We start from the raw sequence: 24,859 nt of genomic DNA, 5'->3' as shown, positions 1-24,859 counted from the left end.
TTCGCCTCATCCTGCGGGCGGGATCATTTGTGCCAACATACGGCGATGCAGGCTGAGGCAAGGTCCGGCGGAGGCTCCGTTTCCTTCAGCCAACGCGACGCGGCGGCCGACGAAATGTCACCCAGAAACTCGGGAACGAAGGACGTGCAGCCGGAAATCCCCGCCGAACCGCGCGCCAGGGACAGCAACTTGCTCGGGGGAATGTCGCAGCGCACCTGGCAATCCATCCGCCGCAATAGCCCGAAATCTGCTGGCAGCTTTTTCATCGCCCAAGCATGTTCGCAATGCCGTGTCGGACGAACGGAAGATATTGCCCCAAGCGAAGCCCCACATGTCTTGCGAATCGGGCCGCCGGGTGCTCGTTCGAGTAGATCCCGACCAGTAGATTGGTAGCGTGATAAAGAGGTGCGGCCCTCAAGCGCAGGCGGCTCTCGTATCTGCGCAACATGTCTGGGTGGGCGATGTCGTGACCATTGCGAATAGCCGTCAGTATTCCGTGGGCGAGTTGCTTTTGGCCGTCGAGGCCGATGTTGAAGCCATGGGCGGTCACCGGGTGCATGCCGACGGCAGCGTCGCCGACGAGTGCGGCGCTTGGAGCCCAGAAGCTGTGCGCCCAAGTCGTGACCAACGGATAGATATGGCGCTTGCTTGCAAGGGCCATTTTTCCGAGGCGCCCTCGACACCGGTCCGTCAATTCGATCAGGAACAGATCGTCATCTAAGGCAAGAAGTCTATTGGCGTCGTTTGCGCGCAATGTGACAAGCAATGACGACTCGCCTTCCATCAGCGGCAAGATCGCTATGGTCTGATGGTGATCGAACCATTCGATTGCGAGCTGATGGTGGGCGCGTTCGTGCCTGACCCGGCAAATCACCATCGAGCTGCCAAGCCGATTGATATCGGCGGCGATGCCGAGCAGGTCGCGCGTTCGCGACAGACGCGAATCTGCTGCGACGAAAAGCCGAGCGGTCAACCGCCTGCCGTCGGAAAGCTTTACGACCGCTCCTTTGCGGCTGTTGGTTACAGCAACGACCGAGTGGCCGCATAGCAGCTGGACACGGTGGTGCGAGCGGATGATCTTGAACAGGGCATCGCGGATCCGACAATTTGGGACCAGAAATCCGAGTGGTTCTGCAGATCTTCTCGGAGGATCGAAACACAGAGCGAAAGGGCTCGATCCGTTGAGCACGCGCGCGCCTTGCACTGGTGACTTGTGATTAACGGAGATGGCATCCCAGGCGCCGAGCTCGCGAAGGATGTTGATCGAGGCGAAGGTCAGCGCGATCTCGCGACCATCGGAAGGCGGCTTTGCCAGGCTTTCGAAGGGCTGCTGCTCAACCACCGCCACTTTGAGATCGCTCCTTGCAAGCGATGCGGCGAAGGAAAGTCCAACCGGTCCGGCTCCGGCGACGATGATGTCGAAACTGTCGTCGCAACTGGCCATCAGCGCGCTGCCATCGCGTCGGATATCTGGGTGAGCTGCTGGTTCTGTTGAGCCGCAACCCGTGGACCGGTTGGCCTGGCTGCCGTTGTGCGCCGCATCGCCTTAAGCCACGGGCCGAGCCAGGCAGATTGCCAGCCAGAAAGGGGGATTCTCACCACCGCTATTCGCTGAACGTAACGACCACACTGTCCGTTAGACATACATTCTCCCTCTCCCTTGAAGGATTGGTCGACGTAACCACGCCGGCCAGAAGATAACCTTGATCTGGATCAGCCAGGCGCGGCAAAGTCGACAGCGGCGGCTTTTATGCTCGACTGGTCAACGGCCCAAGAAAATGCGATGTGGTCACGTCATCCTGGAATGACGGGCGCCCCTGCGGCGTACGTTCGGCAAACTTAATCTTGGCTGATCCGTTTTTCGCGCCAGTCGCATCGGCTCGGCAGCATTTTTCAAGCAAACATCGGACGCTCCTATCTGCCATGCGAGGTACTTTGGCACGTGAGCCGCCCGCACGGAGGAACGGGCGACAAGTCCTTCGAGCGGTAGGACTAATTGAACGTGGCTTGGCGAGCTCGCTGTGGGAGCCTTGGCAGTCTGGCCGCGACCAAGTCGACCCGGCTGACCATCGCCATCCGCACAATTGCCAGCACAGTGATCAGGTCAGCGTTCCAGCTTGTCGTCCCAGTCGATGAGGATGCGTTCAGCGGCCCCGTGGAGATCCTCGTATTGACCACTGCTCAACGCCCATAGAAAGCCGGATAGCCCGAGCGCGCCAAGGAACAGCGCTGCTGGTACCAGGTAGACGAGCGTCGTCATGAGCCCGCGCCCGTTGCCGAAGGAGCCGTCGTGGTGGTTGCAAAGCCTTGCAGGCGCAGGGCGTTTCCAATGACAAGCAGCGAGGAAGCGGACATGGCGATGGCGGCGATCAGCGGCGTGACGTGTCCAAGAATAGCGATCGGCACGGCAAAGGCATTGTAGACGATCGCGATGGCGATGTTCTGGCGAATGAGCCCGCCGGCCCTGCGCGAGACCTCCATGGCGAGTGGGACCGCGAGGAGGCTTTCGCGCAGGAAGACGAAGTCCGCGGCCTTGCGGCCGATGTCGGCCGCGGTCGCCGGGGCGATCGAGACATGCGCCGCGCGCAGTGCCGGCGTGTCGTTGAGGCCGTCGCCCACCATCAGCACCTTATGATCGGCACGGGTCAGCGCTTCGATCCACTCGACCTTGCCCGAGGGCAGCAGCGCCGGCACGAAATTGTCGATCTCCAATGCGTCGGCAACCTCGCTGCAGGCCCTCTCGGTATCACCGGACAACATATCGACCGACACGCCTGCGCCCTTCAACTGCTGGATTGCCGCCTTGGCGTCCGATCGGGCCGCGTCCTCGAAGGCGAAACATGCGACAATGCTGCCATTCCTCGAAAGCACCGTGCCGCCATAGCCGCCGGGCTTGCCTTCGCTGCCGGTGCGTGCCTTCCACCCGGCCCATCCGCGTCGGCCAAGGCGCCAGACGTCGTCCCCTGCGAGCGCTTCGATGCCGAAGCCCGGTTCTTCCCGCACGGAGAGAAGCTTAGGCTGATCGGCAGATCCGCCATGGGCGGCAATGGCTTTTGAGAACGGGTGGCGCGAATGAGCAGCGATGTCGGCCGCTATTGCAAGCATGGCGGGATCGATCGCAGACGCGTTTACAAGCTTCGGACGCCCCAAAGTCAGTGTCCCGGTCTTGTCGAACACGGCCGTATCGATTGCGGCGAGGCGCTCCATGGCCGAGCCGTCCTTGACCATCACGCCGGCCTCGAACAGGCGTCGCGCCGCCACGACCTGGACGATCGGCACCGCAAGGCCGAGCGCGCAGGGGCATGTGATGATGAGCACGGCGATGGCGATGGTCATGGCGCGATGCCAATCGCCGGACGCAACCATCCAGCCGAGGAATGTCACAAAGGCCGCCAGATGGACCACGGGCGCATAGAGCGACGACACCCGGTCGGCGATCCGGCGGTAGCGCGAGCGGCCGCCTTCGGCGGCTTCCATCAGCCGAACCATTTCCGCCAGGAAGGAGTCCTTCGCGGCGGCGGTCGCCCGCATCGTCAGCGGACCCGTCAGGTTGAGCGTGCCAGCCTGCACATGGGCGCCGGCCCCGACGGCCTTTGGCGCGCTCTCGCCGGAGACGATCGAGCAATCGAGGTCGGAATTCCCGCTGGCGATATCACCGTCAACCGGTATCCGTTCTCCGGCCGAAATGAGCAGGCGCATTCCCGGCGCAAGTTCGGCGACTGGCACGTATTCGCGTATTCCGTCGTCCCGCAGGACGACGGCCCCTCGCGCGGCAAGCCGCGACAGGCCATTGACGGCCGTTCGCGCCTGCTCGCGCATCACATGGTCCAGCGTGCGGCCGATCAGCAGGAAGAAAAGCAGCGATACTGAGGCGTCGAAATAGGCGTGCTCGCCTTGATTGATGGTCTCATAGAGGCTCATCGCGTAGGCGAGCGACACACCGACAGCGATCGGCACATCCATGTTCATACGGCCGTGGCGAAGGGCATTCGCCGCGGAGCGGAAATAGATCCCGCCAGCGAAGGCGAGCGCCGGGATGGCGATCAGCGCCGATATCCAGTGAAACAGATCCCGTGTCGCGCCTTCGGCGCCGGACCAGACCGACACCGAAAGCAGCATGATGTTGCCGGCCGCGAAGCCGGCCACGGCGACGGCGCGGATCAACTCCGAAAGCGTCTTGTCCTTTTCGTGAATTTCCGGGTCGAACAGGTGCGCCTGATAGCCCAGCCGGCCAAGCGTGGCGAACAACGGAGGGACTTGGTCGCCATGCCAGCGAACCGACACGCGTTTCGTCGAGAGATTGACGCGGGCGGATTCAACATTTTCGAGCTTGGCGAGCGCGGCCTCGATCGCCTGGATGCAGCCACCGCAATGGACCGCCGGCACCGACAAATCCGTCTGGTGGCTGTCACCGCCCAACGAACGGCTGGCCAGCTTGATCTCGTCACTGGAGGGCAAAGCCGACGCTGCGACCTCCAATGCTATTTCAGATCCCGGCGCGCAGCAGCTCATTGCAGGGCCCCATTCGAGATCATCACGCGGCGGACATCGCGGAATGGAGTGGCCAGCCCGGCGTCGGCATCGATCTCGACGATCCAGACGCCATCCTTCGGCGTGTGCCGGGCGGCAAATTCCTCGGTCTTCGCAGCGGCGCCGCCGGAGGGGGCGGCAAGGGTTACGACTTCGTCCTCGGCCTCGTAGGCCGGATGCCGAAACAGTATCTTGACGCCGTGCAGCGGCACCGGCTTTCCCTGGGGGTCGACAAGGCCGTAGCGGACCTCGCCGGAGGCAATGGTCAGCTTGCCTTTCCAGCCGAGCGCGGCCTGCGCTCTTCCCTTCCTTGCTTCCTCGTTGAACTGCTGGCTGGCAACGTAGGTGTTCTCCACGACAAGGCCAGTCCAGCTCTTCCGGGCGAGCGTGGCCATCGTGACGTTGACTCCAATCACCACCGCGAAAAAGCTGACGATGACGATCAGCATGTGGCTCCCGGTGAACTCGCGCGGCTTTTGCGTATCGGTGCTCATCTGCCGTTCTCCTGCGCGTTGAAACTGGCGGTGTATTCGGCGGCTTCGGAACCCGCCTTGTCCTCGATGCGGAATTCGAAGCTTTGCACCGGCTTCTTGATCTGGCCTGCCGGTTGCCGAACGAAGACCTTGAGCGTCTTCAGCCGGTCGGGTTCGACCGGAACGGAGAATGCGCGGCTCGGGGCCTGGTCGATGCCGACGATGCTCATCTCGCCGCCGTCGAGGCCTTCCAGCGATACCTCGATTGTCCGCGGCTCGGGTATCATGTTGAGCAGCTTGACTGTGTAGCCGTTGCGGATCGCGCCGTCCGAAAGCCTCACGAATTGCGGATTCCTGTCGTGCAGGACGTTCAGCTCTAGCCGCTCGCGCGTCAGCAGCGAATAGACGAGCACCAGCCCGATCGCCGACCATGCGCCGAGATAGATGAAGGTGCGCAGCCGGAAGATCTTGCCCAGGTGGAAATGTGCCAAACCGTCGACGAAGCTGCCGCTCGCCGTTCTCACGAGCGCCGGATTGACCGGACTGGTGCCGCCGGCGGTCGCCAGCGCCATGTTGGCGTTGTAGTCCGCCAGCGTCGCGTAGGAGATCAGCCCGCGTTCGCGGCCGAGCTTGTCCATGATGCTGTCGCAGGCGTCTATGCACAGGGCGCAGGTGATGCATTCCAGCTGCTGGCCGTCGCGGATTTCGATCCCCATCGGGCAGACGGCGACACAGGCGTTGCAGTCGACGCAGTCGCCGACCGCCTGTCCAGCCGCCAATGCCTTCTTGGCATGACGCGAACGTGGTTCGCCGCGCCAGTCATTGTAGGTCACCGTCAACGAATTTTCGTCGAGCATGGCGGCCTGGATGCGCGGCCACGGGCACATATAGGTGCAGACCTGCTCGCGCATCAGCCCGCCCAACACATAGGTGGTGCCGGTAAGCACGGCGATCGTACCATAGGCGACGGGGGCGGCCGTGCCGCTCAAGACTTCGCCAAGCAGCTTCGGCGCGTCGGCGAAGTAAAAGATCCAAGCGCCACCCGTGGCGACCGCGATGGCGAGCCAGATGGCATGCTTGGATCCGCGCAGGAAAAGCTTGCGCGCCCTCCAGGGCGCGGCATCGAGCTTCACGCGCGCATTGCGGTCGCCTTCGATCGCGCGTTCCACGACAAGGAACAGATCGACCCAGACGGTTTGCGGGCAGGTATAGCCGCACCAGGCCCGTCCCACCGTCGATGTGATCAGGAAAAGACCGATGCCTGCCATCATGAGCAGCCCGGCGACGTAGTAGAATTCCTGCGGCCAGATCTCGATGAAGAAGAAGTAGAAGCGCCGGCTGGCCAGGTCGATGAGAACGGCCTGATCGGGAGCGAAGGCACCACGGTTCCAGCGCAGCCAGGGCGTCAGGTAATAGATGCCGAGCGTGATCGCCATCACCAGCCATTTGAATTGGCGGAAACGGCCGGAGGTGCGCTTGGGGAAGATCTTTCTGCGCGCCGCGTAGAGCGGCTGTCGCGTCTTGGCGGAGTTGACCGCTTCGGCCTCCAGTCGTTTTATCTGCTTGTTATCAAGCACGAGACGCTCCGGGGACCAGCGACGATGTTCGCGGCCGACACTCGACCACGGGTTCTGGGCGATGGTCGGGAGACCCTTGCCGCATGGCGAGCAGCGTCGGGTTGAGGAAGTTCAATCGCGGACTGCCGTAACGCGGTCGAGGCCCGGCTCGCGCCGGGCCTCGTCGCTTGGCGGGGGGAGGGCCGAGAACAGGCCGCCGCCTATTCTCCGCCGCCAAGCGAATGGACATAGACTGCAAGTTCCTTGACCTTGATCTCGCCGAGGCGCTCGATCCAGGCGGGCATCACCCCGCTCTTCGGGGCTCGTACCTGCGAAGCAATGGCAGCTTCGCCAGGCCCATAGAGCCAGATCGCATCGGTCAGATCGGGTGCGCCGAATTCTCTGTTGCCCTTTGCGTTCTCGCCATGGCAGACAGTGCAGTTTTCCGCGAAGACCTTGGCGCCGGGCTCACTCATGCTCTTGTCCTTGACGGCCCCCGAAAGGCTGGCAACGAAAGCGCTGACCTGAGCGATCTGCTCGGGCTGGAGCACATCGGCAAAGGCAGGCATCTCCGACTGGCGGGTGTCACCATCCGCGGTGAAACGAATGCCATGCGTGATCGTCTGCTGGATCTGCTCCATCTTGCCTCCCCAGAGCCAATCGTCATCGTTGAGGTTCGGAAATCCCTTCGATCCTTGCGCGCCGGATCCGTGGCATTGCACGCAGTTGACCCTGAACGCCGCGCCGCCGGCCGAGACGGCAAACTCGCGCAGGGCATCGTCGCCGGCGATTTCGGAGACGCTCTTGGACTTGATCGCCGCGACATATTTGGTCTTGGCGGCTTCCGCCGCCGCCATCTCGTTCTTGACCTCGCCACGGCTGGAGAAGCCCAGAACGCCCCTGGTGGCGGAACTCAGCATCGGCCAGGCGGGGTAGGCGATGGTGTAGCCGATCGCCCAGGCGATGGTGACGTAGAAGGTGATCACCCACCAGCGTGGAAGGGGGTTGTTGAGTTCCCTGATGCCGTCCCACTCATGACCGGTGGTTGAGACGCCCGACATATCATCGATATACTGCGTGCTCATGATCAGTCGTCTTTGAAGGGGATGTGTGCGGCTTCATGAGCCTGACTGTGACCGCCCGGTCGGAGCGCGAAGGCAACGCATCCAGCAAAGAAGAGCACCATGCCAAGCAGGCCACAGCTGTCGGCAAACTCGCGCATCAGGTTGTAGTCCATCTGTTTGTTCTCCTCAGCGGTAGCCAACGGCTTCGTCGTAGTTCTTGAAGTCGACAAGAGTGCCGAGCATCTGCAGATAGGCGACCAGGGCGTCCATCTCGGTGACCTGCTGCGGGTTGCCGTCGAAGTCGCCGACCCTGGCTTTCGGATAGCGGCTTTCCAGTCCGGACGTGTCGGCGTCAGGATTGGCCTGCGCCATCAGGTCGGCGTTGGCTTGCACGACTAGGTCGTGGGTGTAGGGGACACCGACGCGCCGGTTGGCGACGAGGTGCATGGAGAAGTCTTTCACGTCGAGCGGCCTATCCTTCAGGAAGGCATAGCTTGGCATGATGGATTCCGGCACGACGGAGCGCGGGTCGGTAAGATGCTGGACGTGCCAGCTGTTGGAGTAGCGGTCGCCGACGCGCGCGAGATCCGGCCCGGTGCGCTTGGACCCCCACTGGAACGGATGGTCGTACATCGACTCGGCCGCCAGGCTGTAGTGGCCGTAGCGCTCGACCTCGTCGCGGAACGGTCTGATCATCTGGCTGTGGCAGAGATAGCATCCCTCGCGCACGTAGATGTTGCGTCCTGCGAGTTCGAGCGGCGAGTACGGGCGCATCCCCTCGACCTTCTCGATCGTGTTGTCGAGATAGAACAGCGGCGCGATCTCGACGATGCCGCCGACGGTCACGACCAGCAGGGATCCGACGAGAAGCAGCGTGGCGTTCTTCTCGATCAGCGCGTGTTTATCGATCAGGCCCATGTCTGGCTCCTCATTCGGCGGGCTGGAGGGCGTCGATTGAGCCCGGCATCGGATCCTCTTCACGTTGGTAGCCAAAGATGGTCATTGCGATGTTCCAAGCCATGATCAGTGCACCGGAGAGATACATGGCGCCGCCTGCGGCGCGCATGACATAGTAGGGATGCATGACGGCGACCGTTTCGGCGAAGGTGTAGACAAGGAACCCCTGCTCGTCGTACTCGCGCCACATCAGGCCCTGCATGATGCCCGAGACCCACATCACGGCCGCGTAGACGACGATGCCAAGGCTCGCCAGCCAGAAGTGCCAGGCGACGAGGCGCAGCGAGTAGAGACGCTCGCGGTTCCAGAGTTTCGGCACCATGTAGTAGATCGCGCCGAACGAGATCATGCCCACCCAGCCAAGCGCGCCGGAGTGGACATGGCCGATGGTCCAGTCGGTGTAATGCGAGAGCGAGTTGACGGTCTTGATCGACATCATCGGACCTTCGAAGGTCGACATGCCGTAGAAGGCGACGGCCGCGACCATCATGCGGATGATGGGATCGGTGCGCAGCTTGTCCCAGGCGCCGGACAGCGTCATCAGGCCGTTGATCATGCCGCCCCAGGAGGGCATCCAAAGCATGATCGAGAACACCATGCCCAGCGTCTGCGCCCAGTCTGGCAGGGCGGTGTAGTGGAGATGGTGCGGCCCGGCCCAGATGTAGAGGAAGATCAGCGCCCAGAAATGGATGATCGACAGGCGGTAGGAGTAGACCGGCCGGTTCGCCTGCTTCGGCACGAAATAATACATCATGCCGAGGAAGCCGGCCGTCAGGAAGAAGCCCACGGCATTGTGCCCGTACCACCACTGGGTCAGGGCGTCCTGAACGCCGGAGAAGGCAGAGTAGCTCTTCGAGCCAAGCAACGAGACCGGCATCGACAGGTTGTTGACCACATGCAGCATCGCGATGGTCACGATGAAGGAGAGGTAGAACCAGTTGGCGACGTAGATATGCGGTTCCTTGCGCTTCAGGATGGTGCCGAGGAAAAGGACCAGATACGCGACCCACACGATTGTCAGCCAGAGGTCGACATACCACTCGGGCTCGGCGTATTCGCGGCCTTCGGTGATGCCCAGCAGATAGCTGGTCGCGGCCATGACGATGAAGAGCTGGTAGCCCCAGAAGACGAACCAGGCGAGATTGCCGCCGAACAGCCTGGCTCGGGACGTTCGCTGCACGACATACAAGGATGTGCACAGAAGCGCATTGCCGCCGAAGGCGAAGATGACGCCGGAGGTATGAAGCGGCCTCAGCCGGCCGAAATTGAACGAGGGCTCGATGTTGAGATGAGGGTATGCAAGCTGAAGCGCGATGACGACGCCGACCAGCATGCCGACGACGCCCCAGAAAACCGTGGCGATGGCCCCATAGCGGATCGGTCCATCCATGTAAGCTGCGGGGTCGATCGGAGCTGCCGGCTTGAAATCGGTGTTGCGCATCAGGATCGCGTTGAAGCCAACCAGGGCGAAGAACAAAACCCACATATGCTGGCGAAAGGCTTCGTCCACGCCGAAGCCGGCGGCGACTAGAGCTGCAAAGGCAAACAGGCTTAGAAGGACGATCTCTGTGCCAAATTTCATCGCAAGACCCGATCAGGAAATTCCGGCGGACGCCAATCCGCAGCGCATTGATTACGCAGTCGCGGCCTGTTTGCCCTGATCCATGTCAGAGCCGCACGATTTTGCCTCAGGCAGCATCGAGTTCGGTGCGATGAGAAGGTGGCGATTGAAGAAGGAAACGCGGCACGGCGAAGCCCGCTTACTGAAACAAGCCCCGCCCCGGGCCGCTGCGGCGTGGTGGCAATCGCGAGCAATCCGATGACGCGCGTGGGTCTGCGACGTATGGCCGATGGCTTGCCGACGTTGACAGGATTGGCGCAGCGCAACCGCCCCGAGGCCCGGCCAATCGCCAACATCAAGACACGCGGCAACATTGCTGGCCAAATAAGAATATTGGCAATCTGTGCCAAGGCCTTCGTCGCCGACGCTGCGAGCAGTGACCGGACGGGACCGCTGGGCGCCTCTGGCGATGCCGGCGATCGGCCGCTATCTGTTTCAACCGCGGCGCGCTGATGTCGAGCTGGCCAGCAGGTTATTTCATGACCACGTCTCCCCTTCAGCGGAACGCCGGACGGAAAATCTTGCTCAGTTTTCTTGGAATTGCCCCTGGCTGGTCATCCATCGCTATGCTTTTGGCCCCTCGTTCTCAGTAGGGCGATCGTATTCATGATCCGAGGAGGTTGCAGCCAAGCGCGTGATGAAATCGCGCCGCCATGCCGGCAATCCGGGCCGTCATCTGTGGCACCGTACTGCCCCGATGGCGAAAGGGAACATTCGCCCTCCCCCGGCGACAACCTCGTCATTCGACGTCGACGCAGTCGAGGTCATCACTTCTGGCGCGAAGGAGACACTCGCGGCGGGCCCGCCGATCTTCCCATTCGACAAGCCTTTCCGGCTGCGGTTGTGAAGCTGTCGGATCCGGATGATGCCCCGCGCCTGTATGCCGCCCGCTGAACGATCCGCGGCCGGTTGGCTATGGCGCCGCTGTGACGGTCGTGGCACCGCTTAAATCGCCATCATCCGCTGGTGAACCAGGCCGGAGTGTCGCCGAGCCGTGGCGGCAAGCTTCATGGACCGGAACCGATAAGCGGGCTGAGGCGATCCAGCAAGGCCTGGCGGTCGGCGACGAGGGTGTCGAGGTGGAGCGGCCGGCCGGTCGGCGGTTCGGCTTCAGCCAGGCGTGCGGTCAGCGCCCGGGTGGCGTCGAGGACGAAGACGCCGCAATCATAGTCGTTGTCCTGCTGGGCCATCAGCACCGGCCTCAAGCGGGCGCCCAGCTTTGCGGCGAGCTCTTGTGCCAGCGCGCTGTTTTGGCCGCCGGAGGAGTCGTAATGATAGGCGAGCGGCTGCGAGCCGCGCAGATCGACAAACAGCAGCGACCAGTGAGTGCCCTGCTCGCCAAGCGCTGCATTGTTGAGGGGAAGGAACACGAAGTCGGTCCTGGCGTCGGCCAAATTGCCCCCGCCGCCGGCGATGCCGTGGAAGATGGCGGCCGCTTCGGCCTCGTCTTGGGTCATGCGCAAAAGATGGGTCACCGAAGGCTCGACCAATCGGATCCGGGCGGCGATGTCGGGACTGGCCCCGTGCAAGGTCTCGCCAAGCAGCGCGTAATCGGCCGTGATGTGGTCGTCCAGGAGCCATTGGGCGGCGCCAAGCGCCAGCCGATGCGCCGCAGCGGCTGCCGGGGGAAGCCCGGCTGCCTGGCGCTCGGTCGGCCGAACGCCAGGTGGCAGGTCGACTGCGATGCCGGGAGCGTCGGAGATGGCTGATGTCCCGGCAGTGGGGAGGGTCTCGGCAGCGGCGGGCGTCTCAGGAGCAGGCGCCTCGTTGGCAGGGGTCTGTGCGGCTGCGTCCTCGCCGCCGCACAGGTAGGCGTGGAGCGCCTCCACGCAAGGCTCGGCGTTCTCCTTGTCCTTTGCGGAGGGCGGGACCACCGTGATATCGGCCTGTTGGTAGAACGGCCGGCGCTCGTCGAACATGCGGCTTAGCTTCTGCTCGCCGTCGGGGCCTTGCAGCAGCGGCCGGCTGGTGTCGTTCCCGAGGCGCCTGCGGATCACTTGCGGGTTGGTGTCGAGCCAGACCGACACCGCCTTCTCGCCGATCAGGGCTCGATTGTTGGGCTCGATGAAGCCGCCGCCGCCGGTTGCGATGACGATCGGCCCCTTCTCCAGCTGCTTGGCGAGCTCTTCGGCCTCCAGCTGTCTGAAGTGGGCCTCGCCCTGGCGCGCGAACAGATCGCTCAGATTGCCGTGCTTGCGCACGATTTCCTTGTCGGTGTCGACAAAATTCACTCCCAGCTTGCCGGCAAGCTCGCGGCCGATGGTCGACTTGCCGCTGCACGGCATGCCGACCAGCACCACCGGGCGCATGCCGAGAGCGGCTATGATCGCGCCGGCCTGCGGCGAGCGGGCGGCCGCGGGCTGGCTTGCCCGGTCGGCGGTGGCCAGCCTGGAGGCCCCAGCCGCTCGCGACCGGCTGTGGCCCGCCGAGCCCCAGTGGGGGATGCTGGAGGCGTCAGGGGGAATGGCGACCTCGAGGCATCTGTCCTGCACGCGCTGCACGAGCTCGTCGGCCTTTTGCTCGGCGTCCGGCCCGGGGTGGCGCCGCAGCCAGTCGATCTGCTTGTAGAGGTCGTGGTTGGCGAGCTTGGCCTGGTAGCTGGCCGGCGTATGGAACTCGACCTCGAAGCGATAGCCCTGCGGGGTGCTGAACACGGTGCGGATGGCGAGGAAGCGCGGCGTGCGCATCCTGAACCAGTTGGTGGTCTCGACCTCGCTGCAGCCGCGCTCCTCGAAGGCGAGCACGGCCGCCTTGAAGGCGCGCGTCAAGGCCGCGTCCGGGATCTCGAAGACATGGCGCACCGCATTGGTGACCAGCTGGGCCTCGGGCGCAGCGCTGACGCTCTGGCCGGTGAGCCCGTCGGCCATCGAATCGCGCCCGCGCAGGCGCTGCTCGAGATGCGGCATGGAGACGTCGATGCCGGCCTGCCGCAAAAGCGCGGCGACCGCCTGCGCGTTCGCGGTGATGGCGCCTTCTTCCGCCGCGGCGCGCTGGGCCGCGCGCCTGGCGTGCTCCAGGGCCTGCTCGCGGCTCAGCGTGATCGTGGCGGCGGGGTCGTCGGCGGCGGCGACGTCCAAGGGGCTGGGCAGGATGCCGTTGGCGGCGGCGAGCTTGATCGAGGCCTCCATGACCGAGGCCGCCAGCGTCGGATTGTCCTTCAGATCCGCCAGGCTGGCGTCGACGTCGAAGCGGCCCTGGTGCAGCGTTGCCGCCAGCGACTTGACATAGGGCGCCGGCTTCAGGCCCGGGATCTGCTTCAGGAGCCGCTGCAGTTCGGCGCTCTTCTTCATGAACAGCCGCGCCCCGGTATCGGACTTGTAGGCGTCGGTGCCGACCTTGATGCCGACGCTCAACAGGTTGATGGCGCTTTCATGCAGATCGTGCGGGTTGTAGCCGTCGGGCCGCGGCGTGATGCGCGCCCGGCAGTGGTCGAGCAGGAGCTCGACGCGCTCCCTGGCGTCGGCGGCCGCCGGATAGGATTCGGCAAGCTCGGGAAACAGCGCGCCGGCGGCGGCGCTGACGCCAGGCCCGGTGACGCCGGGCTGCGCGCTTGGCTGCTCCCCATTGCCCTGGAGGGCCCAGGCCTCGAGCTCGCTGACCAGCAAGGCGGCCAGTTCGCGGGCCACCGGATGCCGGGCCGCCTCGCGGTCCTGCCTGGCCCTCTCGAGGAGCCCCTGCATGGCCTGGCCGTCCGGCCGCTCTGCCTGCAGCTGGGCGCGGATGTCGGCCCTGAGCTCATGGTGAATGCCCTCGTAGGTGCCGAAGACGGCACGCTCGGCAAACCAGCGTTGCGCTTCAAGCGGCTGCGCCAGGAGGTTGCGCTGCAGGCAGCTGTAGGTCTCCAGCACCTGCTGGGTGGCCGACAGGATCTGCCGGGAGCGGCTGAACTGGTAGCTGCCGTTCTCGATGGCCGGCGTGTGCGACTTCGGCGGCTTCAGCGAGGCCTGGCCGCGCGCCTGCTCCTTCTGGTCGAACTGGCGCACATGCTCGTAGAGCCTGGGCCGGTCGCCGACGATGACAACGGTGTCGCCGTCGAAATCGCCGTCGAGCTTCTTTTGTTCGGCGCTCGGCACCGCAACCAGCGAGCCGGGCGCGAACACCTCCGTCGCCTGCAGGATGCCGACGCAGTCGAGCCCGGTGTCGGCCTTGACCCGGTCCTTGCCCTCAAGCCAGTGCGAATGGCACTTGACGTCCTCGGCCGACATCACCACCGAACGCTCGGCGAAGTCGGCCGGCCACATCTGGTCGGGCACAACGATCAGGATGCCCTTGGCAAACAAGGTCGGATCGTCGGCGGCAAGCCTTTCCCCCGACTTGTGCGCGACGTTGAAGCTGTACTGGAAGGCCACGCACCGGTCCAGGAACGCCGCGGTCGCGTCGCCGTCGCGCGCCGACCTGACCTGGCCGGCGGCGAACGGACGCAGGTTCGGCTTGTCGTAGGGCGAGCGCCCGACAAGCACGCCGCCGTCGCCGGTCAAGGTCTCGCTCTTGAGCGTCGGCACATAAAGGCGTCCGTCGCCGGACGGCACGGCGACGGCGCCCGGGCCGTCGATGTGGCCCGAGGTGACGGTCCGAAACAGCTCCTCGGCCGTCAGCCGAGGCTGCTTACGGCTGCCGAGCCAGGCCTCGGCCTTCTCGCGCGTCTCCTCGGCCACCGCTGCGCTGCGCGGATAATGCTGCAGGGCCGAGGCCGGCACCGAGGTTCGCTTGTCCTGGCCAAAGACACGCACCGGCGCGGCGCCGTCCGGGCGCACGGCCCGGGCGATGGCCGGCATGCGCTCGGCCAGCGAGGCCCTGATGAAGCCGCAGCCGTCATGCGGCCGCAAGGCGATCGGGCCGTCCGGCCCGGCGAGCCTGAAGGGATGCGCTGCCCCTGCCGGGCGGTCGGGCAGCAGCGACAGCCTGAAGGCGCCTTCAAGCGCATAGTCGTGCGGGCCAAGTCCGGCGATGTCCGGCGGCGCGGCAAAGCCGCGGCGCTGGGTGTAGTAATAGGCTTCCTTGAACGGCGCCCAGGCCCGCGCCAGCTGCTCGAAGGCCGTCCCCGGCGCCGTGTCGGCATAGGGGATCGCCAAAAGCTTGCCGCCGGTGGCCTCGTCGGCCGCGCCGGGCAGGCGGGCGGCGAGCTGGGCCAGGGTCTTTTGCGGCGCCTTCAGCTTGCTGCCGCCGAACAGGTCCATGCGGTAGGGCACGCCCTCGACGCTGAGCGTGCGCGCCAGCATGAAGGCGCTCGGCTTGCCCGGCAGCTGCACCGCAACCACCTTGACAGCTCCCGATGTCAGGCGGTGGAAGATGGAATAGCGCAGCTCCGCTTCGCCAGGCAGCGGCCGCCCCTGCATGTCGACCACCGGCAGCCGCATCAGTCCGGCATCGCCTTGCGGCGGCCGCGGCTCGTGGTCCATGGCCTCAAGCACGCCATGGACATCGAAGACGGCGGCGGCATGCTGGGCCTGGATGCTCGGCGCGTTCTGCGCCATGAAGGTGTCGAGCGCGTCGAGCGGCCCCTCCGCCTCGATCTCGGCGATCACGTTCCAGCTCATGTTGGAAAGGTCGGCCTCGATGAGAGCGCGGGCGCTGTCCAGGATCTGGCTGGTCTTGGCGTGCAGCTCTTCCTGGCGGCGCCGCAAGGCGAGCTTGTCGCCCTCGACATAGGGGCGCCGGTAGAGCTTCTCCAGCACCGCGCGGGTCTTGAGCACCTGATAGATCGACAGCGCCGGGCAGCGGCTTGCATTGGCGCCGCTGTCGCGCTCGGCCTGGCCTGCCTCGAGATGCGCCTCGATCTTGCGCTCCACCACCGGCTGGATGGCGTTGAGCAGGTTCAGCGCCGGCCTGCGATACCAGCGCAACGCCGGACGCCGGCTGCGCGCCAGCGGCAGCAGGGCGGCGCACAGATTGCCCATTGTCTCCAGGTTGTTGTCGCGCTCGAAGGCGGGCGTGGCGCGCAGCGCCTCCAGCCGGTCCAGCCCCGGCTTTGCCAGCACACCGAGATCGTCGGACAACTGCGCCTTGCTCAGGGCCTTGAAGATGTTGGCGATGGCCAGGACATCGGCCTGCTGCAGCCGGTCCTCGGCATAGTGGAGATAATGCGCCAGCTGCTGCAGCCGCTCCTTCAGCAAAGCGGGTTCGGCGACCTCCCCGGCCTCTTCGCCCTGCAGGATACCCCGCGCCAGACCATTCGCTATCATCGCAAGCGGTGGCGTCGCGAACGTGCCGAAGCGACGGCCCTTGGGGCCGAGACCGCCGGCGATCTCCACCAGAGCCTGATAGCACACCGGCTCTTGCGTCCACTTGCTGAAGCCGTTCACCAAGAGCGCCAAATCCTGCGCAGTAAAATCTGAGAGCCCGACATCCGGGCGATCGGCGCGGCGAAGGACCTCCTCGCCAATGGCGACCGTGGCCTGCCGATTGCGCTCCTCTTGCGGCCACTTGCTGAAACCGTTCACCAGGACCGCCAGATGCTGATGACCAAATCCCTTGATTTTGCCGACGCCGGAAGCGATCTCCCCAGCCATGGCAGCTGCAGCCTGGCGCATGCCTGGATCTTGCCGCCATTTGCTGAAGCCATTCACCAAATTGGCCAGGCTCAGCGGAGCAAAGTCGGAGAGCCCGACATTTGGGTGATCGGCGCGGCGAAGGACCTCCCCGCCGAGGGCGGCCGTGGCCTGCCGATTTCGCTCCTCCAGCGGCCACTTGCTGAAACCGTTCACCAGTATGGCCAGCTGCTGATGGGTAAATCCCTTGATTTTGTCGGCACGGGAGGCGACCTCCCCGGCGATGGCGACCGCCGCCTGGCGCATGCCTGACTCTTGCGGCCACTTGCTGAAGCCATTGATCAGATAGGCCAGCTCCTGACCAGGAAAACCGCGCAATCGGTTGGCGGCGCGACTGACCTCAGAGGCGATGGCGATCATCGCCTCGCGCGTGCTTGCCTGTTCCGGCCATTTGCTGAAACCGTTCACCAGATCGGCCAACCCTTGATTCGCAAATCCCTTGAGCTTTCCGGCTCGGGCAACGACCTCGCCGGCGATGGCAATGGTCGCTTCGCTCGTCTTCTGCTGGTCAGGCCACTTGCTGAAACCGTTCACCAGGTTGGCCAACTCTTGATACCCAAATCTGTTGAGCTCGCCGGCTCGGGTAACGACCTCGCCCGCAATGGAAACCGTCGCGTCGCGCGTCTGTTCGGGCCACTTGCTGAAACCGTTCGCCAGGTTCGCCAGATGTTGATCCGTGAATCCGCCGAGCTCTTTGGCACGCGCAACGATCTCGCCGGCGATGGCAACGGTAGCATGGCGCATGTCGATTTCTTCGGGCCATTTGCCGAACCCGTTCACCAGGTTGGCCAACTCTTGATGTGGAAATCTATTGAGCTTGCCGGCGCGGCCAACGATCTCGGCGGCGATATCCGCCACAGCTTGGCGCAAATCCTGTTCTTCCGGGTATTTGCCGAAGCCATTGACCAGGTTCGACAGGCCCTGCGGGCTAAAATCGGAGAGCCGCTTGGCTCGGCCTGCAAGGCGCGTCACCTCGGTGCCGATGGCGCTAGTGGCTTTCCGACACTTCGCCTGGCTCGGCCATTTGCTGAAACCGTTGACCAGGTTCGCCAGGCCCTGCGGTTCAAAATCGGAGAGCCGCTTGGCTCGGCCTGCGAGGCGCGTCACCTCGGTGCCGATAGCGCCGGTGGCCTCCCGACACTGCGCTTGTTTCGGCCATTTGCTGAAGCCATTGACCAGATTGGTCAGGTTCTGCGGACTGAATTCGGAAAACCCTTGCGTCTCAGCGCGGCGAAGAACCTCACCAGCGACTGCGAAAGTGCCTTCGCCACACCCTGGCTGGTCAGGCCACTTGCTGAAGCCGTTCACCAGCAGCGCGAGGTTTCGGGCGTCGAGCTGGCGAAGCACTGCTGGGTTGTCGCTGCAGAATTCGCCGATCCTGACCGTGCCGTCGCGGCATTCCGCCAGTTGGGGATATCGGCCGAACGACAAGGAAAACAGCGGCAACGCGCGAGCATCTACACCGTCGAGGGCGCTGGTAGACCTCGATACCTTGGCTGCCATGGCCCTGCAGGCCTGCATGCCCGGCTGACCTCCAGGTTCGCGGCTGACTGCGTTGGCTACGGTCGCATATCCAAACGATTCTCCCTCGCGGATATCCCGCTCCCAGTTTGGCAGAAAGTGACGGGTGAACTGGACAGCGGCTCCTTGCAGGAATGCTGCCTGCTCTTCCTGGTCCCGCAGCAAGCCGCTGTGGCGCACCACCGCACAGGAGAATTGAACGATGTCTTGAGCTCGGCCGATGTCATCGAGAGCCTTGTTGAACAGATTGCTCGACATTGCGCGAGAGACTCGCTGCGTGGCTGCTTCGGAATGCCGTCCCACTTGCAAATCGGCAGCTTGTCTATGCGGTGGCAATCCGGCTGTGTTCGCGCGTCCGGACCGCTGCGCCTGGCGCGAGGGTCCGCCTTCGGCCCGCAAAGCGCCTGATTGCTGCCGCGACCCTTCAGGCCGTTGAGAATCTATGCGGCGGCTATCGCGCGTGCTCCCATCGTCGCTGCGTGGCGGCCTGGCCGCCATGCCGGACGGAGTTTTTCCAAGCGAGGAGGCGGAGGCGCGAGAGCCTTCGGGGACGCGATCCCTGCGCCACGATCCGGCATCGGAACGCGAAGGGCCCGGTTGCGGCCGTGAACCGGAACGGCTATCGCGCGCGCTCCCATCGTCACGGCGTGGCGGCCTGGCCTCCACGCCGGATGGGTTTCGACCATGCGACGGGGCGGAGGTGTGTGAGCTATCGGTGACGCCGTCTCTGCGCCGCGATCCGGCATCGGAACGCGAAGGACCCGCTTGCCGTCCTTGCCCATGAGACCGCTGCTCGCTTCCGAGACGGATGTTGGTTTCCACGCCATCGTCGGCACGTCGCTCTCCTGGCCCTGCGTTCCTATCGGACGTGGTTTGTCGATGCGACAGGACCGGAGCGTAGGAACTTTCGCTTGCATGATCACCGCGTTCCGGCTCACCGTCACAACGCCAAGCGCTTTCTTCCTGGCTTGCTTCACCGTCTCGCGCCAAAGGAAAACGGCGCCGCGTCATGCCCGTTCCGCGCAATGCGGAAGCGAAAAGTCGTGGTTGACCAATGGGGGCGCGGGCGGACCGGTCCTGCGGGGTACCATCACCGCGGCCCGCGGCGCGGCTGGAGAAAGCTTCGCCAGCCTGCGGCTCGCGGTGCATCCGCTCGACAATCGAGTTGAACGCGTTTCCACCTTCTGATGCGGCGGGGGACCTGCCGTCCGGGGCGCCACCGGCTGGAGTGTCTCCGATGCGCGATCTTCCCGCCCGGCCGATGTTGGTCATGCTTCGTCTCCCATCCAGACAACAACGCATCGCCTAAAGTGTGTGGAGCAACGACAGGCGAGCCAACATGGTCGCCGCTCAGGAACCCCAAAGCGCGCCTAGGGCACCGAACCCGGGAGCTCTGAAGGAAGCACCCTGTCCGATCGGTAAACCGAGCATGCCCTTAGCCGGGCGACGCTCGAATGCCTTTCGCTCGCAGTCGGGAGGTCGCAATCACCTTCAACATCACAACCGTTGCTCCCTTGAGTCGGAACGTAGCTTGGCTGACCTGACAACAAACTGACGCGCCATGAGAGCTGAGCAGAATCTCAGAGCCGCCGGAGCAAACCGACGCGATGTTGATAGTGAAGCCGGCGGGTTGCTGAAAAGCTTTCCTCTGCTCAGCGCCAGCAGATTTGGCGGACGTATCTTGAACAGTGCTCATGCGAGCAAGTCATTTATTTCAACTTAGCTTAGATGCTCACAAGTGGGGCAGTTGACCGACTGCGCCATGCTCCAGGCCCGAATCCAGTGCTCGATGCCCACTCATCACCGACGCGTCGCTACGATCACCGTCGGAAGAAGATGCTTGCGGACTGATCCCGCCTGCGAGGCGCCCCGGTCGGCCGTTCGATTGCAAGCCTCGTGCGGGGCGGCAGCTCTCCCGCATGCAGTTCGATGAGGCGCTGGTCCACCTCCTTGTCCTCCGCGGTCAGGCGGTGGTTGAGGCGAAGGTAGTCCATCCAGGTCGGCGTGCGGAATGTCTCCGTCCAATGCGAGGGCTCCTGAAGGTCGCGCTGGAGGTTCCAGTGCCGGGCCCCGGCTCGGCTCTGCACCCGGCGGCGTTCCCGCATCAGGTCCAGGAAAGCTTCGACGTTGGCCTCCGGTATGGAGTACTCGATCTTGGCGACGATCGGGCCGCTTCTCGACTTCAAGTCGAGGGCGAGCGCTGGCGTTTCGAAGCCAAGGGAATCCTGATCGGCCTCTTTCCACTGGCGGATCGGAAGCAGCAATCCGGTGGCAGCAACCAACAAGAGGGCGCCAGCAGAGATCTCCAGCGCCAGGGTGAGCGAATAGCTTTCAGCCACCACGCCCCACAACCAGCTTCCGGCCGCGACGCCGCCCGACGCGAGGGCCGAGTAGATGGAAAGCGTGCGACCAACGACCCATCGCGGGCTCGACAGTTGCACACTCACGTCCAGTCCGGTCCAGGTGACGACCCAGCCTGCACCGCCGAGTGTTAAGGCAATCGTCGCCACCACCAGCGAAGGCGTGAAGGCAAGGGCAAGGCAGCAGGCGGCGCAGGCGATGCATGCGAGCGTTGTCAGCCGCTCCTGTGACAGCGACCGTCTCAGCGCGTTGTTGGAGATGCCGGCGCACAAGGCCCCCGCTCCAAATCCGGCCATCAGGACACCATAGGCGATTGCCCCTCCCCCGAGTTGATCCCGTGCAACGAGAGGCAGAAGCGCGAGGATGGCGATGCTCGTCAATCCGAACAGGGCTCCTCGCGCGATTGCCGCCTTGATCTCTCTCGAAAGCGCCGTAAAGCGCGCTCCGTCATGGATGGCCGTGGTCAATGGCTCACGGGGAAGAGGCGAAGAGCGACCGCTCCATTTGTAGAGTCCTATGGCCCACAGCATAGCCAGATAGGTCAGTGTCGCTGCGGCGAAGGCGGCCAGGGGTCCGAAGGAGGCGACAACGACGCCGCCGAGCGCCGGACCGATGCTTCGCATGGCGTTGTAGCCGACCGAGATCAGCGTGACCGCAGCCGGAACTTCGCGCTTTCGCAGGATGTCTCCGACGGAAGCATGCCACGCCGGATCAGTAAAGGCGGCGCCACATCCGGCAAGGCAACTGAACGCAAGGATTAGCCAGGGATTGTAAAATCCCAGCGCCACAAGAGCGGTCAACATGATCGACGACAGGGCTATCACGCACCAGCCGATGGCCATGACATGGCGGCGGCTGAAATTGTCCGCAATGGCCCCCGCGAAGATCGATAAAATGAACACTGGAAGCGTCGTGGAGGTCTGCACCAGGGCGACCATCACGTCCGAGGTCGAGATGGTCGCCATCAGCCAGCTGACCGCAACCGTCTGAAACAGCCAGCCCAAACCGGACAGCTGAGCGGCAAGCCAGATCGCGCGAAACGTGGGGTTTTCCAGCGGCGCGAATGTCGCCGACGAAACCGAAGCCGCGTCCGCGCGAGCCAGTCTGCTCATTGGGCTGAGCCTCTGTTTTAGAAGTTAAGTTGGAGATTTCTCCTTTGGCGCACTTGCCTGTGGAGAGTGGCAGGATCAGGGCATAATAGGTGGCGAGCTTCGGTAATTTTGTGTGGCTGCTTCAAACCAAAACCGTTCTGCTAGGACTACCTAGCCGTGCATAGGCGAAGCACAAATCAATCGTCCCGTTAGAATATGCAAGGGCGGCAAGTCGCAATGCCTGTGATTGCGGCCTGGTGCCAAGCTGGAAGAAGGTATTTTGGAAAGACCTAGCACAACTTTGATTGCGTTCTGCGGCTGCCTTCTCTAATGAAGTCGAGCTTCGCAGAAGCCATAAAAACAGGAGCATTTCCGTGACAGAAGAAGCCGAGAACAATACTGACGCTCTCATCGAGCTTACCGCCGACGTCGTCTCTGCCTACGTTTCGAACAATCCGGTCCCCGTGGGCGAGCTTCCAGGCCTGATCGACCAAGTGCATGCCGCGTTGAAGGGCACGATCGGCGGCCCCGTCGCGAAACCTGAGGCCCGCCCGCCAGCCGTTGCCATCAAGAGGTCGGTCACGCCCGACTACATCATTAGCCTGGAGGACGGAAAAAAGTTCAAGTCGCTGAAGCGGCATCTTTCGACCCATTATGGTCTCACGCCTGAGGAATACCGCGCAAAGTGGGGCCTGCCGGCAGACTACCCGATGGTTGCGCCGAATTATGCCGCCGCTCGGTCTGCTTTGGCCAAGACGATGGGGCTCGGTCGAAAGCCTGGTCAGACCGAGCAGGCTGCACCTGCAAAAAGGACCCGCAAAAACGGCACGGACTGAGCGTTGTTCCGGTGCGCTGACTTGAAAGGCGGGGAGAGCCCCCGCATCTTGCACTGCGTTTCCCGGCTTAAAACGATTTGCGCAAAGCCTCGTCGATTCATCTCACTCGCAATTTGGTCTGCGGGTCGGTGTTCGCTGCCGGGCGGCGGTTGTCCGTGGGCAAAATCCGTCAGCCTACTTTACTTTGCTGAGATTGCCGGCTGAGGATTTTCCGGTGCGACGGTCCTGCTCGATCTCGTAATTGACCTTTTGGCCGTCAGCGAGGGTCGAAAGACCCGAACGCTCCACAGCGGAAATGTGGACAAAAACGTCCGGGCCACCCCCATCGGGTTGAATAAAGCCGTAGCCCTTCGTGCTGTTGAACCATTTGACAGTTCCAGTTGCCATGCATTCTCCCTTTATATCGGTTGCAGCGTTGGTTTGCCCAAGCCGGTTAACATTCTGACCTGGGGATAGGCGCAGCAAAAACAAGAAATCGCAAGGGCTTCAATTGCCAGAAGGAAAATCAACTGAACGATACCGGCTGTGACGTTAACAACTGCTTTGTCCCGCAGCGGCCTCGCTTGGCAGGGGCCGGTCTGCCGGTCGGTCAGCCCAAAAAGCGTCGCGTGCCACGCGCCATCCATGGACGGCGAAACTTCTCTGTGATGCGAACGAGAGGTGCCGGTAATACGTGTGCTAGACTATCTCAGCCTGTGATTGTGCTCGCCGCGTCTTGACGGCGGGCAAAAGCCCTGCCCTTTCCTTGCCTTACCTACCGCGGCTGTCGCGTTTGGACCAGTTTTATGCAAGTGCGAGCACCAGTCGCTCTACGAGCGCGTCCGGCGGCGCCAATCGAATGGCCGGCCTTTGCCGATGACATCGACGCCATCCTGGCGTTGAAGCGCGAGCGCAATGCGGTAATCCTGGCGCACAATTATCAGACGCCAGAGATCTTCCACTGTGTTGCCGACATTGTCGTCGACAGCCTGGGGCTGGCCCGCAGGCATTGACGGTCGATGCGGATGTCACCGTTCTGGCCGGCGTGCCTTTCATGGCGGAAACGGCCAAGCTTCTCAATCCTCACAAGACCGTGCTTATCCCGGATTCTGCCGCCGGCTGTTCGCTGGCCGACTCGATCACGGCCGAGGACGTGCGGCCGACGCGGCAGCGCTACCCTGGCGTTTCCGGTCATCACCTACGTCAACACCTCTGCAGCCGTGAAGGCCGAGTCCGACATTTGCTGCACTTCTGGCAATGCGCTCGCCGTCGTGAAGTCCCTCAAAGTGCCGCGGGTGATCATGCTGCCCGACGTCTCGCGCAGCGCTGCTCTCTCGACCTCAGATGACCGCGCAATATTCCCACCCCGTCTCGTTGGGAATAATCTTAAATGACTTGGTAACGGCTCTTTCAGAGCCGCTCCTTAAAGAAGCCCTGCTAATCTTAAAAGATCCAACATGGCGCCTCGAAGCAAGCGTATTCTAGGCAAGTCAACGGTCGTGACGATCATAGCAATCGTCGCGACCTTTGGTCTGTCATTCACGGCAAGAACCGCTTTGCACATGCCGATCGATTGGCTGAGTTGGGTGGAATGCACCCTCATTCCCATCCTGATCGGAATGCCGGTCAGTGCCTACATCTTCGCCCAGGCGGAAACCATCCAGGATACATGTGACAAGTTGGAGAAGTCGTATGCGGCCCTGAGCGAGACGCACGACAGGCTGGCATTCGTCACCAGCCACGACCCGATGACGGGGCTTCTCAGCCGCGGCGGATTCATGGCAAAGATGGACAGGGAGCGCGACGAGGATGAATACGACACACTTCTCCTTATCGACCCGGATCACTTCTCCTTGTTCAATGACAAGCATGGGCATTCCAAAGGTGACGAGGCTTTGGTTCGAATTGCAAAAGCACTTGTCTACTTGACGCGCTCTGGCGATTCAGTTGGGCGCCTTGGTGGCGAAGAGTTTGGGGTCCTGCTACGAGGGGTGCGCAAGGAGCAGGCAATGACCATCGCGGAGAACATCCGCCGTCTAATCGAAGGAATTCCTTGGACCAAAGCGCAACAGGACGATGTCAAGGTGACCGTCAGCATCGGCGGTGCAGAAATTGCTCGCAATGCAGACACCCAAGATGTTCTTCGCACGGCAGGACGATGCCTCTTTGAAGCGAAACAACGTGGCCGAAATCGCGTTGCGTTCGACTACGAGATGTCCAGATCGCGAGTCGTGGCACCATAGCTGGCCCCCCGTTTTGGCCAGTCTTTTCGGGCGCATCCGCTGGCTTGTCGCCAAGGTCTTGCCAGAGACGGCCTGTGTG

General features: G+C 63.4%; 17 protein-coding genes and 1 pseudogene. 5 read left to right on the top strand and 13 right to left on the bottom strand.

Translation table 11 applies throughout. The annotated features are described in order from the left end of the window. Window positions 1–23: 23 nt before the first annotated feature. From ACVMIM_RS12830 to ccoN, 10 genes are all read right to left on the bottom strand, one after another. The gene (locus ACVMIM_RS12830) at window positions 24–266 is read right to left on the bottom strand and encodes a hypothetical protein (RefSeq protein WP_476112323.1); all 243 of its coding nucleotides are present in this window, start codon (window positions 264–266) and stop codon (window positions 24–26) included. Next, complete coding sequence (ubiM, locus tag ACVMIM_RS12825) at window positions 263–1,444, bottom strand: 5-demethoxyubiquinol-8 5-hydroxylase UbiM (protein WP_041000661.1); 1,182 nt, start codon at window positions 1,442–1,444, stop codon at window positions 263–265. The genes ACVMIM_RS12830 and ubiM overlap by 4 nt, the downstream gene beginning before the upstream one ends. Before the next feature lie 660 nt (window positions 1,445–2,104). Further along, window positions 2,105–2,260: a cbb3-type cytochrome oxidase assembly protein CcoS gene (gene ccoS, locus ACVMIM_RS12820; protein ID WP_040972982.1), complete on the bottom strand. Its 156-nt coding sequence runs from the start codon at window positions 2,258–2,260 to the stop codon at window positions 2,105–2,107. Then, on the bottom strand, window positions 2,257–4,512 hold the full coding sequence (locus ACVMIM_RS12815; protein ID WP_476112320.1) for a cation-translocating P-type ATPase: 2,256 nt from the start codon (window positions 4,510–4,512) through the stop codon (window positions 2,257–2,259). The genes ccoS and ACVMIM_RS12815 overlap by 4 nt, the downstream gene beginning before the upstream one ends. Next, window positions 4,509–5,024, bottom strand: coding sequence for a FixH family protein (locus ACVMIM_RS12810; protein ID WP_476112319.1), 516 nt, complete (start codon window positions 5,022–5,024; stop codon window positions 4,509–4,511). The genes ACVMIM_RS12815 and ACVMIM_RS12810 overlap by 4 nt, the downstream gene beginning before the upstream one ends. Next, the gene (gene ccoG / locus ACVMIM_RS12805; protein WP_476112317.1) at window positions 5,021–6,580 is read right to left on the bottom strand and encodes a cytochrome c oxidase accessory protein CcoG; all 1,560 of its coding nucleotides are present in this window, start codon (window positions 6,578–6,580) and stop codon (window positions 5,021–5,023) included. Before ccoG ends, ACVMIM_RS12810 begins: the two co-directional genes overlap by 4 nt. Before the next feature lie 200 nt (window positions 6,581–6,780). Further along, entirely contained in the window at window positions 6,781–7,644 is an 864-nt protein-coding gene (gene ccoP / locus ACVMIM_RS12800; protein WP_476112316.1) for a cytochrome-c oxidase, cbb3-type subunit III, read from the bottom strand. A gap of 2 nt (window positions 7,645–7,646) precedes the next feature. Then, on the bottom strand, window positions 7,647–7,796 hold the full coding sequence (locus ACVMIM_RS12795; RefSeq protein ID WP_040972694.1) for a CcoQ/FixQ family Cbb3-type cytochrome c oxidase assembly chaperone: 150 nt from the start codon (window positions 7,794–7,796) through the stop codon (window positions 7,647–7,649). A 13-nt stretch (window positions 7,797–7,809) separates the two neighbouring features. Beyond that, complete coding sequence (ccoO, locus tag ACVMIM_RS12790; RefSeq protein WP_476112314.1) at window positions 7,810–8,541, bottom strand: cytochrome-c oxidase, cbb3-type subunit II; 732 nt, start codon at window positions 8,539–8,541, stop codon at window positions 7,810–7,812. A gap of 10 nt (window positions 8,542–8,551) precedes the next feature. Then, the gene (ccoN, locus tag ACVMIM_RS12785; RefSeq protein ID WP_476112312.1) at window positions 8,552–10,162 is read right to left on the bottom strand and encodes a cytochrome-c oxidase, cbb3-type subunit I; all 1,611 of its coding nucleotides are present in this window, start codon (window positions 10,160–10,162) and stop codon (window positions 8,552–8,554) included. Window positions 10,163–10,300: 138 nt separating this feature from the next. Between ccoN and ACVMIM_RS12780 the strand changes: the two genes are divergently transcribed. Further along, complete coding sequence (locus ACVMIM_RS12780; RefSeq protein WP_131802913.1) at window positions 10,301–10,654, top strand: hypothetical protein; 354 nt, start codon at window positions 10,301–10,303, stop codon at window positions 10,652–10,654. Between the two features lie 554 nt (window positions 10,655–11,208). On the opposite strand, the gene xopAD is transcribed toward ACVMIM_RS12780, so the two are convergent. Beyond that, on the bottom strand, window positions 11,209–18,528 hold the full coding sequence (xopAD, locus tag ACVMIM_RS12775; protein WP_476112310.1) for a XopAD/skwp family type III secretion system effector: 7,320 nt from the start codon (window positions 18,526–18,528) through the stop codon (window positions 11,209–11,211). Between the two features lie 657 nt (window positions 18,529–19,185). Between xopAD and ACVMIM_RS12770 the strand changes: the two genes are divergently transcribed. Beyond that, complete coding sequence (locus tag ACVMIM_RS12770) at window positions 19,186–19,458, top strand: hypothetical protein (protein ID WP_476112308.1); 273 nt, start codon at window positions 19,186–19,188, stop codon at window positions 19,456–19,458. Between the two features lie 632 nt (window positions 19,459–20,090). Here the strand turns inward: ACVMIM_RS12770 and ACVMIM_RS12765 are convergent. Continuing rightward, on the bottom strand, window positions 20,091–21,743 hold the full coding sequence (locus ACVMIM_RS12765) for an MFS transporter (protein ID WP_476112306.1): 1,653 nt from the start codon (window positions 21,741–21,743) through the stop codon (window positions 20,091–20,093). Between the two features lie 353 nt (window positions 21,744–22,096). Here ACVMIM_RS12765 and ACVMIM_RS12760 point away from each other — a divergent pair, with 353 nt between their 5' ends. Continuing rightward, entirely contained in the window at window positions 22,097–22,558 is a 462-nt protein-coding gene (locus ACVMIM_RS12760) for a Ros/MucR family transcriptional regulator (RefSeq protein WP_040982682.1), read from the top strand. Window positions 22,559–22,732: 174 nt separating this feature from the next. Here the strand turns inward: ACVMIM_RS12760 and ACVMIM_RS12755 are convergent, their stop codons facing one another. Next, window positions 22,733–22,945 carry a cold-shock protein gene (locus ACVMIM_RS12755; protein ID WP_040982680.1) on the bottom strand — a complete coding sequence of 71 codons (213 nt, stop codon included), beginning with the start codon at window positions 22,943–22,945 and terminating at the stop codon, window positions 22,733–22,735. A gap of 398 nt (window positions 22,946–23,343) precedes the next feature. Between ACVMIM_RS12755 and nadA the strand changes: the two are divergent. Further along, window positions 23,344–23,850, top strand: a pseudogene (nadA, locus tag ACVMIM_RS12750) (quinolinate synthase NadA); the annotation flags it as partial. A gap of 186 nt (window positions 23,851–24,036) precedes the next feature. Further along, entirely contained in the window at window positions 24,037–24,780 is a 744-nt protein-coding gene (locus ACVMIM_RS12745; RefSeq protein ID WP_476112303.1) for a GGDEF domain-containing protein, read from the top strand. The last annotated feature ends 79 nt before the right edge of the window (window positions 24,781–24,859 follow it).

It is taken from the genome of Mesorhizobium sp. USDA 4413, from assembly GCF_056280365.1.
The sequence above is the reverse complement of the archived record's forward strand: the minus strand, read 5'-3'. Positions and strand labels throughout refer to the sequence as shown.

Excerpts from the sequence above, each read along its gene's own strand:
- ACVMIM_RS12830 (WP_476112323.1), bottom strand. The coding sequence starts at position 266 with ATGAAAAAGCTGCCAGCAGATTTCGGGCTATTGCGGCGGATGGATTGC.
- ubiM (WP_041000661.1), bottom strand. The coding sequence starts at position 1,444 with ATGGCCAGTTGCGACGACAGTTTCGACATCATCGTCGCCGGAGCCGGA.
- ccoS (WP_040972982.1), bottom strand. The coding sequence starts at position 2,260 with ATGACGACGCTCGTCTACCTGGTACCAGCAGCGCTGTTCCTTGGCGCG.
- ACVMIM_RS12815 (WP_476112320.1), bottom strand. The coding sequence starts at position 4,512 with ATGAGCTGCTGCGCGCCGGGATCTGAAATAGCATTGGAGGTCGCAGCG.
- ACVMIM_RS12810 (WP_476112319.1), bottom strand. The coding sequence starts at position 5,024 with ATGAGCACCGATACGCAAAAGCCGCGCGAGTTCACCGGGAGCCACATG.
- ccoP (WP_476112316.1), bottom strand. The coding sequence starts at position 7,644 with ATGAGCACGCAGTATATCGATGATATGTCGGGCGTCTCAACCACCGGT.
- ACVMIM_RS12795 (WP_040972694.1), bottom strand. The coding sequence starts at position 7,796 with ATGGACTACAACCTGATGCGCGAGTTTGCCGACAGCTGTGGCCTGCTT.
- ccoO (WP_476112314.1), bottom strand. The coding sequence starts at position 8,541 with ATGGGCCTGATCGATAAACACGCGCTGATCGAGAAGAACGCCACGCTG.
- ccoN (WP_476112312.1), bottom strand. The coding sequence starts at position 10,162 with ATGAAATTTGGCACAGAGATCGTCCTTCTAAGCCTGTTTGCCTTTGCA.
- xopAD (WP_476112310.1), bottom strand. The coding sequence starts at position 18,528 with ATGTCGAGCAATCTGTTCAACAAGGCTCTCGATGACATCGGCCGAGCT.
- ACVMIM_RS12770 (WP_476112308.1), top strand. The coding sequence starts at position 19,186 with ATGATCACCGCGTTCCGGCTCACCGTCACAACGCCAAGCGCTTTCTTC.
- ACVMIM_RS12765 (WP_476112306.1), bottom strand. The coding sequence starts at position 21,743 with ATGAGCAGACTGGCTCGCGCGGACGCGGCTTCGGTTTCGTCGGCGACA.
- ACVMIM_RS12755 (WP_040982680.1), bottom strand. The coding sequence starts at position 22,945 with ATGGCAACTGGAACTGTCAAATGGTTCAACAGCACGAAGGGCTACGGC.